The organism is bacterium, assembly GCA_024226335.1.
In the GTDB taxonomy this organism is placed as follows: domain Bacteria; phylum Myxococcota_A; class UBA9160; order SZUA-336; family SZUA-336; genus JAAELY01.
In genome coordinates, this window is the sequence record JAAELY010000384.1 from 1 (window position 1) to 10020 (window position 10020).

A 10020-nucleotide genomic window follows, 5' to 3' on the forward strand; every position below is an offset into this window, starting at 1 on the left:
AGCGAGAAGCGGGAGTCGCCGCCTGAGCAAGAAGGGTGATCCGATCGCAGATCCGTAGATCTGCAGAGGGTCGCGCGACGCAGCGCAGGCGGATGCATCGCGCTTCGCAGCCGCAGCCTCCCTGTGCAGAGGTTCCCTAGGAGCCTGAGCCGCATTGCTCCGGCGGTGCGTGGTGAGAACTACAGGCTGGGTGCCGAAGACTGCTGACCATCGGGGACTGCTAGGATATGCGCCAGGAGGGCCTGGTCATGCGAGTCGAGCGAATCCCGACGCTGTCGGACAACTACACGTTTCTGATCATCGACGAGGCAACATCGGAAGCTGCAGTCGTCGACGCAGCTGAGGCCAGTCCCGTCATCGAGCGCATCGAGGCGCTGGGCGTTCGGCTCACGAAAATCCTGACGACCCATCACCACGGTGATCACTGCGCTGCGCATCCGGAACTCGCCAAGCGTTACGACGCCCCCGTCCTGGGACACTCATCGGATCGCGATCGGATTCCCGGCTTTAGCGACGGACTCGAAGAGGGCGACACGATCCAGGTTGGCGATCTCGAGGCCGAGGTCGTGTTCATCCCGGCCCACACAAGCGGACATATCGCCTTCGTTTTCGACGGTGCCGTCTTCAGCGGCGATATGCTTTTTGTCGGTGGCTGTGGGCGCCTCTTCGAGGGCGATGCACAGATGATGCACGAGGCGCTGAACGTGAAGCTGGCGCGCCTGCCCGACGACACCAAGGTGTACTGCGGCCACGAGTACACCGAGAGCAATCTGCGCTTCGCCCAATCGCTCGAGCCAGACAACGCAGCGCTGAAGGAGAAGATGGCCTGGGTTGGGAAGCAACGCGCCAGGGCCGAGAGCGACTGGCACAATGCAACCGAAGCCGAGATGACCGTGCCTTCGACGATCGGCGAAGAACGTCAGACCAATCCCTTCATGCGCGTGGACTCACCCGAACTGAAAGCCAGCGTCATGAAGGCGGCACCCGGAACGGCGGATGATCCCGTCAGTATTCTGGCTGCAGTGCGCCGCCTGAAGGACAGTTTCTAGCGGGTGGCTCGTCAGTGGCGGGTTTTCACTCTTGCGCAACTTCCCCTCCCCTGCCTGCCGAGACCTGACGCGTTGCTGGGCTAGGGAATCTCTGCACAGGGAGGCTGCGGCTGCGAAGCGCGATGCATCCGCCTGCGCAACCTGCCTGTCGGGTACGAGCAGGAAGGCTTCGCCCCTCCGACTTGCACATGTATGCAGTGCCCTGCGGGGATATCGCTGGAACAAGGCAGGCGAGTGAACATCCGCGGATCGTCGCGCGTCTAGGGTTCCGGATGCCAGCGGGGGGTCGCAGGGTATCCGGGTCGGAGAGGAACTTCCTTTGTTTCGCGCGGTGTTCATCCGGTTTGCCTGGGGGGGCACCGGAGGGATCACCAGAGAGAGCTCAGCCGTCGTGGGGGCGGTCGAGCTCGACTCTCTGGGATCGGTTCACAGCGCGCACAAGAGACCGACGCAGCCGGGCTTCATGGCTGCGTGCGGCTTCCCAGCAGACCTGAAAAGACGTCCCCGATGGACGGCCTTTGCAGGCTGTGTCCAAGGAGTCGGAGAGTTGACGAGCCCGTCACGAGAATGACGCCCACCGGCAACATCGAAGCGCAACACAGCTGGGACATCTCGGATTTTACCCTTCCAAATCAACTACTTACGAATTTTCAAAGAAACCCGTCGAATTGGCACGGGGAATGCTTTGTCATGACTTGATGGACACCGGCAACTGCAAGGAAGAAGGGCTGATCATGACCCCACAGATCGCGCATCGACACATGGAACTCGAAAAGGGCCACTTCGAATACCCTGAGGTCCTGACCCTACTCGACCTGGTCAATGCGGTTTGCGAGGCCACTTCTGACGAAGACGAGGTCGTTTCGACGGTCAAACGCCTGATCAACTCCGGAAGAGTCACGCTGGTGGGAAACTTCCGGGGAGCGGACGTCCGCGTCGGTTGATGCAATTCGGGTTGATGCGATTCGTTTTCGCGGCGTAGGGCCGAGATCGAAACAGGTTGACCTCTGGGTGAAGGCACGGCCTTCGTCGACGGGCTAACCTCCAGCGGATTTGATGGGGGGGGGGGCGGGTCTATGTCGGACCGTCAGCAGAGTTTTGGCTTCCAGGCCGCGGCGCGATCGAGTAGCGCTGCCGCTTCGGGAGGACGCGCGGCCAAAGGCGTAAAGCGCAAGAAGAGCGCGGGAAAGAGCGCGAAACGCAAGCCGACCCAGGGTCGCGCCCCGGCGAAGAAGCATGCGCGAAAGAGTTCCAGCGAAACCCAGACCTCGGGCGAAGCCCTCGCGCGCAAACAGCGCGAGATCTCGGTCTCGGAGTTTTTCGCGAAGAACCGACACCTGCTGGGCTTCGACAACCCGAGCAAGGCGCTTCTGACCACGATCAAGGAACTGGTCGACAACTCACTCGACGCCGCGGACGAAGCTCGCATTCCGGCCGACGTCGAGATTCGCATCGATCAACTCGCAGAAGACCGTTTCCGCGTCACATGTACCGACAACGGGCCCGGAATTCCCGCAAAAAACATTCCGTTGGTCTTCGGCAAGCTCCTGTACGGCTCGAAGTTCCACCGATTGAAGATGAGCCGTGGCCAGCAGGGCATCGGCGTATCGGCCGCCGGCATGTACGGGCTACTCACCACCGGGCATCCGCTCAAGGTCATCTCGCGCACGGGCAAGAAAAAAGACGCCATGCGTTTCGTGATCGCAATCGACACGCAGAAAAACCAGGCGGCGATCAAGAAGGAAGAAATCGTCGACTGGGAAGCACCGCACGGTACGAGTGTCGAGATCGAACTCGAAGCCGCGTACCGCAAAGGCCAGCATTCGGTCGACAACTACATTCGTCAGATCTCGCTTGCAAATCCCCATGCCAAGCTCACCTATCTTCCACCGGGCCGCGACAAGGACGAAGAGTGCATCGTCTATGATCGCGTCACCAAGGACCTTCCACCCGAGACTGCAGAAATCCAGCCGCATCCCTACGGGGTGGAACTCGGCGTGCTGATGCAGTTCCTGCGCGAGTCCAAGTCGCGCAACCTCACGGGCTTCCTGGCCAGCGAGTTTTCGCGAGTTTCGAGTCGCACGGCCCAGGAGATCTGCAAGAACGCCGGGATCAAACCAACGCGCAAGCCGAGAGAGATGAACCGCAACGAAGCCGAGAGCCTGCACAAGGGCATCGGCAAAACCAAGATCATGTCTCCACCGACGGACTGCATCGCACCGATCGGTGAAGACCTGCTGCAGAAAGCCCTGGATTCGATTCATCCCGGGGAATTCTCTACCGCGATCACGCGCCGCCCCGCAGTCTATCGCGGCAATCCGTTTCTGATCGAAGCCGCGCTGGTCTACGGTGGCAATCTCTCCGGCGACGATCAGGCTCTGTGTTATCGCTACGCGAATCGCGTTCCTCTGCAGTACCAACAAGGAGCGTGCGCAATCAATCGCGCCGTTACCACGACGGACTGGAAAAAGTACGGCCTACAACAGCCGCGCGGCGGACTACCCGTCGGCCCGATGGTCGTCATGGTGCATATTGCGAGCGTATGGGTTCCGTTCACCTCCGAGTCGAAGGAGGCGATCGCGCACTACCCGGAAATCATCAAGGAGATCAAGCTCGCGCTACAGGACTGCGGTCGCCGACTATCGACTCACGTACGCCGAAGGCGCAGGGAAGCCGATGAGTTGAAGAAGCGCAGCTACATCCAGAAGTATATTCCGCACGTCGCCCTGGCCCTGCAGGAAATCCTGGGGTTCGACGACAAGGTGCGCGAGAACACGGTCGCAACGCTGACCGACGTTCTCGAAAAGAGCAGGAAACTCTGATGGCGGCGCGCAAGAAGACTTCTCGGAAGAAGATCGTCAGAAAGAAGGTGACGGCGAAGAAGGCGACCACCCGCAAGAAGGCGCCACGCAAGTCGACCGGACGCAAGATCGAAGAGCGCGTCCACGCGACCGACGAGCAGACCATGGAGCGAATCACATCGACTGCAAAGGGCCTGCACTCCACGATTCTCAAACGCGGCAAGCCCGATCTCTCCTTGCCGGTGCGCGCGCTATCGAACGTTTCGTACAACGAGAAGCGCGGATTCCTCGAGATCGGCAAGCAGAAAAAGGTACGAACCCTTTCGGTCAACACGGTCAAAGGTTTCGCCCAGACCTTACGCATGATGGCGCTCTCGAAGGAGTTGGTCGGAAACAACGACTTCGCCACCAAGCGAGAGGCCTACTACATCTCCAAGAACTGGGAAGAGGCCAAGTTCGACGAACAGATCGAGTCCGACGCGACCATGGACGATATCGAAGCGTTGTTCTCCGTCGACCAGATCGCCCGCGAACAACTGCGCTTCTATCCCGAAGAGCACGGCGGCTCGGTCTCGGGACCATTGACGGTCATCGACGAAGACTCGACGGGACGGGTCTCTCGCATTGACTGCACGTCGTTTGGCACCGGGGCCTACTCGGTGCCATCGTCCGTCGAGCAACTGGATTTCGAAACGACGGCGGAATTTGTACTCCTGATCGAGACCGGCGGAATGTTCCAGCGCCTGCAATCGCACCGATTCTGGGAATCGAGCAATTGCATCCTGGTGGAAATGGGTGGCGTGCCCACGCGCGCGGTGCGTCGCTTCGTTCGGCGACTCTCCGACGAGCAGGACCTGCCCGTGTACGCCTTCGTCGACTGCGATCCCTACGGCATTGCGAACATCTATCGCACCATCAAGGTGGGATCGGGATCAGCCGCGCATATCAACAAGTTCTTCTGCGTCCCAAGAGCCCAGTTTCTCGGTGTCACGCCTCAGGACATCATCGACTACGAGCTACCGACCCATCCGCTCAAAGACGTCGACGTAAAACGCGCGAAGGACGCCTTGAAGAACGATCCGTTCTTCAAGAGCCAGATCAAGTGGCGCAAAGCCCTGGAGCAGCTGATCAAGATGGGCGTACGCGCCGAGCAGCAGGCCCTGGCCAAGTGGGGACTCAACTACGTGATCGACGAGTACCTGCCACAGAAACTGGCAAATCCGAACCTCTTCCTTCCCTAGCCCGCATCCATGAGATCGAGGACGGCGATCAGCGCTCCGGTCACGTGGTAGACGCTGGTTGCGTTCATCGAGTCTGAAATGGGAGCGCCGGTGCAATCGAGTTGCTCGTACCAGCCACCGCAACGCGGATCGACGTAGCGGTGCATCACGGTTTCGAGTGCGTCCTGTGCTGCGTCGCGAGCCGAATCGCTCTTGGAGTGTTCTGCGCGAGCGACCAATGCGCGGACGTATTCGGTCTGTGGCCAGAGCCGCTTCGTGTCGAGCAACAGCTTGCCCGTACAATCGATCCTGTCGAAGACACCGCCATCGCTGTCCACACCGTTCTCGCTGGCGAACTCGAACAGACGGTCGGCGGCTGTACTCGTTGCCTGCTTGACGCGGCGAGCGTAGCTATGCAGCAGGTACACCCACTCGAAGTGGTGACCGGGTTCGACGAGTCGCCCCTCGACGCCAGGTTGGGGCTTCCAGGTTTCGTCGAAATACTCGCAGAGACTGCCGGTTGCTTCGTCGAAGAACGCACGTTCCAGAAGACCCAGTAGAGCTGTCGCTTGCTCGAGAACCGCGGCATCGGGGCGCGCATCGTGCAATGCGAGCACTGCCTCGAAGAGATGCATATGGGGATTCTGTCTGCGGGTCGCCTGCAACACGCTCCAGTTCGCTTCGGCCGCTTCGAAAAATCCACCGTGCACGGGGTCCCGCAGCCTGGCCTGTACGATTTCCAGGGCGTCGTTTGCATCCGCGAGCGCGCCGGCATCTCCGCTCGCCCGATACAGTTCGGCGAATGCCAGAATCACGAAGCCATGCCCGTACAGATCCTTCCGTCTGTCGAGCGGTTCCCCCTCGAGTGTGCAGGTCAGAAAGTAGCCACCGTGGTCCGCGTCGAAGAGACGGGTCTTCAGAAAATCACGCCCCGCGTTCGCCAGGTCGAGCGCCCAATCACCGGCACCCCGTTGTGCGGCGCTGCTGAACGTCCAGATCTGACGGCACTGAACGAGCAGACGCTTGAAGGGATCGGCGGTCGGAGTCCGCTCCGAGGTCAGGCGATTGACGAATCCGCCGTGTTCGCGATCGAAACCGCAATCCCGCCAGAGCGGAAGCAGTTGTTCCAGCCAGTGGTGTTCGACTTCATCCCGCGTCATGACGCGCCGCCGAGTATAGCGGCGTGTCAGCCGTTCCTCTCGCGATTGAACTCACGGGCCAGTTCGCGCGCCTTCGCAATCTGGCCCGGTGCGAGCAAGCTCTCCACCCGCCTGAGCGCCTCGAATCCCGCATCAATCCCCGAAACCGCAGAGAGATTCAGCCATTTATGAGCCTGAATCAGATCGACTTCGGCACCCACGCCATCGAGCAATCCGATTCCGTACTGGTACTGAGCCCGCGGATGGCCCTGCCCGGCCGCCAGGAGATAGAGGTGCATGGCCTCGCCGGGATCCTTCTCGACACCGGTGCCGTTCGAGTAGATCTCCGCCAACCCGAAGAGGGCCTCTGGATGGTGAACCTCGGCGGCCTTGCGGTACCAGCGCCGGGCTTCGTCGACGTCGCGCTCCACACCGTCCCCGATCATGTACATCATGGCCAGTTGGGTCTGAGCCGCCGGATCGAACATATGGGCGCTGATCTTGGCGATGTCCGTCTCACTGCAGGCGGACAGCAGGGCGCCGGTCGCGAGCGCCAGAAGCCAACGAAGGCCTGGGCGTGTCCGGGAAAATCTCATTCGGAATCCGGTTCAGAGCGTGCGTTCGAGATCGAGATCGAGACTGTTCCGGTCGGCTCCGCCAGCACCCCGACCAGGGTGTAGAAGAACAGACTCGATCCCATCATTTCCATCGACTCTTCCACCAGATCGATCAGCCCGTAAACCAGATTCTGATCACCGGCGCGGTCGGTCCAGTACCCCAGAATCAGTTCGACCCCGAGCGCCCCGCCCACGAAGAGAGCGCCCGCCTGGATGAAGCGGGTGCGGGTTCTGACCGGGAGATGGCCCAGAAAGCCCAGGTAGCTCAAGCCGAAGGCCGCCACGATGGCACCTGCGGGGATCACCCAGCCGAAGTACAAGAAACTCGCGTCGAAGCGGAACAGAGCGTTGAGGTCCTCGTGAAGCGTCACGAACTCGTCGAGCGAGATGTACAGGAACGCGGCACAAAGCACCCACCAATGGGCGACGTACCGAGCGTTCGCCTGCCGTTTGCCCATTGCGATCAGCGCCAGTGTGATGCCGCAGGAGAACAGGACCAGGGATGAGAACCACGTGGGCAGATTGCCTTCGTCGCTCAGGCTGAAGAAGTCCTGTAGGCCATAGGTATCGGACAGGTGCAGCCCTTCGTCGGCGATCTCGGCCATGAGCCCGCAGATCGTCAGAAACAAAATGGTGCGAACCAGGATCCGCTGCAGTGTCTTCGGACGATACTCGATTTCCAAATCGGCACTCCTGCGGACTGGAACCCATGCCCGCCACTTTCCGAACGACTGGACGAAGCCGTCATAGCAGAAATGCGGGATTGAAACGAGTTTCCTCCGGGCCAGAACGCAAAACGCCGGGGCCCGCGTTGCGAACCCCGGCGCTTCACTCAATCATCGGTCAGAAGAAGCTGCTTGTTTACCAGCCTCCGCAGCCCTCGTGCGGGCCGTGGCTCTTCCCGTGGCTGTGCTGCCAGTTGTGGCGATGCTTGGAGACCTTCTTCTTGGTCTTCTTCTTGGACTTGGTCTTCTTCTTCTTCTTCTTGGTCGGGTTCACGTCGATCTCGGTGATCGTGACATTGGCGCCCGAGAATGCCGGATCGCACACGGTGCCTCCGACCGTCTCGGCATGCACCTCGGCCATGTTCATCGTGTCCATACTGATGAACTGGTCAGCGGTACAGGTCATCGTCTCACCGGCCGGAATCGAAAGCGCCGGGCAGACGATATTGCTGATCTTGTCATCGGTAATCGTGACGTTGGTGACCTCGTCCAGATTCGGGTTGGTGACTTCGTACGTGTAGTGGACGTCGTCCCCGAAGGAGATGTCGTCGAAACCCACGATCTGCACGGCACCGAAGCGATCACCGATCGCGAGCGGCTTGGAGCACGAAGTGTGGATTTCGATCTCCTGGAGCTGAGTTCCCATCGAATCCAGAATTCTCACGATGCTATTCGTCGCGAACTTCGACTCGCCGGCCAGCACTGCGGAAGCCTCGAGAATGTCACCCAGGCTGGTATCCGCAGGTACACCCGTATCGAGGTAGGTGTTGGCCGAGCCGTCCTCCAGGACGACGCGTACCGGCTGGGTCGTCCCCGCATCACCGTTACAGACCAGCGTACCCAACTGATCGTTGGTGGTTTCGCTGCAGTCACCGCCGACGTAGCGAATCGCCATCGTCGTCGGCCGGCACCCGCACTCCGTACCGAGCGGAGCCCCTGCAACCTCGCAGGCATTGTTCGAACCGGAATTCGGATCCGTCGGCGCCGGCGGTGTCGAGTTTTTCACGAGGCCGCCGTGAGTCGAGTTCAACTTCACGAGTTTGAGCGCGCCGAACTGATCGCCCACATTGAGCTGCTCGGAGCAGGACGTGTGGATGATCAGATCCTGGATCGGAGCGTCGTGTTGCTTGATCCAAAGCGGGGTATTGGTCGGAAATTCGCCCGAGACCGCTCGCATGCGCACGCGATCGCCAATCTCCAGAACCTCACCGTGCGGAGCCGTCCGGATGTTGGAGAGGAACTCCTTGACCTTGACCGGCTGCGCGTGCGCCGGATCACCGGTGCACTCGAGTTTTCCGTTCTGATAGTTGGTCGTGGCCGAGCACGCGTCTCCCGTGTACTCGAAGACCATCTTCTTGACCGCACCCTGGCAGTCGTTCTGACCACCGGTGGGCGGCTGATCGACTGCGCAGGACTTCTCGAGTTCCAGATCGCAGGACGCCATGACCATCGGTCCGAGGCAGGGGCTGCTCGCGTCGAAGCCGAACTCACCACCGACGGAGATGATCGTGTCCGTACCGGTACCCGGTGCGCAAGCCGAGGTGACGTACATCTCGGAACTGCTCTGTCCGGGGGAGATGCCGCCGGGAGGATTGAAATTCCAGCGCACCGTGCCGTTCGGATCGGCGGGTGGGAAGAACTCGCCACCGGGAGCGTCCGGATCGTGATCGCCCGTGCCCGGGAAGTACCCCATGCCGGTGATCGGGCAAGACGCCATGATGTTGATCAAGAACGAATTCAGAGCGACGAAGCTGCCCGCATCGTTTAGCAGGCTGTATACGTAGGTAACTTCACCATCGCCCGGAAACGGGTCTTCTGGGTTGTTGTCCAGATATACCCTGGCCGTTTTTGTCGCCGAAAATGCACCGTCCGCTTGCGGAACGATGACTACATGCTCGAAGTCCGGTGCTGCCTGGGCTGCCTGTGGGGCCAGAAAGCCCACACCCAGGATCAGCGCCGCACAAGCGCCAACTACTCGATTCGTAACCACGACATCTCCCTCCATCGGTCGAAACACAGCTCACGTCGCAAGGCCCTGTCCCCGCGCGCGAAAATTCCCGATCGTGCCTGCTCCTAATCAACCACTAGGCAACCACTAGCCATGACCTAGTTGCTACTGCTTTATGTGGCGAAAAGGGCCAATAAGTAACGCGGTGACCGAGCAAAAAGCCGGTCCCGCGTGATTACACCTATGCTGACAGAACCGGGAGCGAAAGGGAAGAAGTAAATGGACGGAATACACTACGATATGGATCGTTTCAATCTCCTATTAGGCTACTTGGAAGCACTAGTTGCCTACACGTTTCCGGTTCGCCGAAGCGACGTCGTCCCTCTCTGCCAACGTCAGTGAGACACCAGGCCCCCTTGGAATTACTGTAGGGCGGTGGAAGGTGAACACCGATGACAGAGAGGAAGAAGATGGACGTGAAAGGACTCCCCACCCCCGCGATTGGGGTTGAGGAGCGAAGC

8 protein-coding genes are annotated in these 10020 nt (G+C 60.3%); 4 read left to right on the forward strand and 4 right to left on the reverse strand.

Annotated elements, in window-relative coordinates; genetic code table 11:
- The first annotated feature begins 248 nt into the window (after positions 1-248).
- From gloB to GY725_19460, 4 genes are all read left to right on the forward strand, one after another.
- A complete protein-coding gene (gene gloB / locus GY725_19445; protein MCP4006359.1) occupies positions 249-1049 on the forward strand; it encodes a hydroxyacylglutathione hydrolase in 801 nt (266 codons plus the stop codon).
- 734 nt (positions 1050-1783) lie between these two features.
- Positions 1784-1993, forward strand: coding sequence for a hypothetical protein (locus GY725_19450; GenBank protein ID MCP4006360.1), 210 nt, complete (start codon positions 1784-1786; stop codon positions 1991-1993).
- Positions 1994-2125: 132 nt separating this feature from the next.
- A complete protein-coding gene (locus GY725_19455; GenBank protein ID MCP4006361.1) occupies positions 2126-3871 on the forward strand; it encodes a DNA topoisomerase VI subunit B in 1746 nt (581 codons plus the stop codon).
- 143 nt (positions 3872-4014) lie between these two features.
- Positions 4015-5091: a DNA topoisomerase IV subunit A gene (locus GY725_19460; GenBank protein MCP4006362.1), complete on the forward strand. Its 1077-nt coding sequence runs from the start codon at positions 4015-4017 to the stop codon at positions 5089-5091.
- On the opposite strand, the gene GY725_19465 is transcribed toward GY725_19460, so the two are convergent.
- The 4 genes from GY725_19465 to GY725_19480 form a co-directional block, all read right to left on the reverse strand.
- Positions 5088-6230, reverse strand: coding sequence for a hypothetical protein (locus GY725_19465; GenBank protein ID MCP4006363.1), 1143 nt, complete (start codon positions 6228-6230; stop codon positions 5088-5090). The genes GY725_19460 and GY725_19465 overlap by 4 nt on opposite strands.
- A 26-nt stretch (positions 6231-6256) precedes the next feature.
- Positions 6257-6805 carry a sel1 repeat family protein gene (locus GY725_19470; GenBank protein ID MCP4006364.1) on the reverse strand — a complete coding sequence of 183 codons (549 nt, stop codon included), beginning with the start codon at positions 6803-6805 and terminating at the stop codon, positions 6257-6259.
- Positions 6802-7509: a hypothetical protein gene (locus GY725_19475; GenBank protein ID MCP4006365.1), complete on the reverse strand. Its 708-nt coding sequence runs from the start codon at positions 7507-7509 to the stop codon at positions 6802-6804. Before GY725_19475 ends, GY725_19470 begins: the two co-directional genes overlap by 4 nt.
- Before the next feature lie 178 nt (positions 7510-7687).
- On the reverse strand, positions 7688-9541 hold the full coding sequence (locus GY725_19480) for a hypothetical protein (GenBank protein MCP4006366.1): 1854 nt from the start codon (positions 9539-9541) through the stop codon (positions 7688-7690).
- Positions 9542-10020 lie beyond the last annotated feature (479 nt).

Bases quoted from the DNA above. Each gene is read 5' to 3' on its own strand.
- gloB (MCP4006359.1), top strand. From the start codon at position 249: ATGCGAGTCGAGCGAATCCCGACGCTGTCGGACAACTACACGTTTCTG.
- GY725_19450 (MCP4006360.1), top strand. From the start codon at position 1,784: ATGACCCCACAGATCGCGCATCGACACATGGAACTCGAAAAGGGCCAC.
- GY725_19455 (MCP4006361.1), top strand. From the start codon at position 2,126: ATGTCGGACCGTCAGCAGAGTTTTGGCTTCCAGGCCGCGGCGCGATCG.
- GY725_19460 (MCP4006362.1), top strand. From the start codon at position 4,015: ATGGAGCGAATCACATCGACTGCAAAGGGCCTGCACTCCACGATTCTC.
- GY725_19465 (MCP4006363.1), bottom strand. From the start codon at position 6,230: ATGACGCGGGATGAAGTCGAACACCACTGGCTGGAACAACTGCTTCCG.
- GY725_19470 (MCP4006364.1), bottom strand. From the start codon at position 6,805: ATGAGATTTTCCCGGACACGCCCAGGCCTTCGTTGGCTTCTGGCGCTC.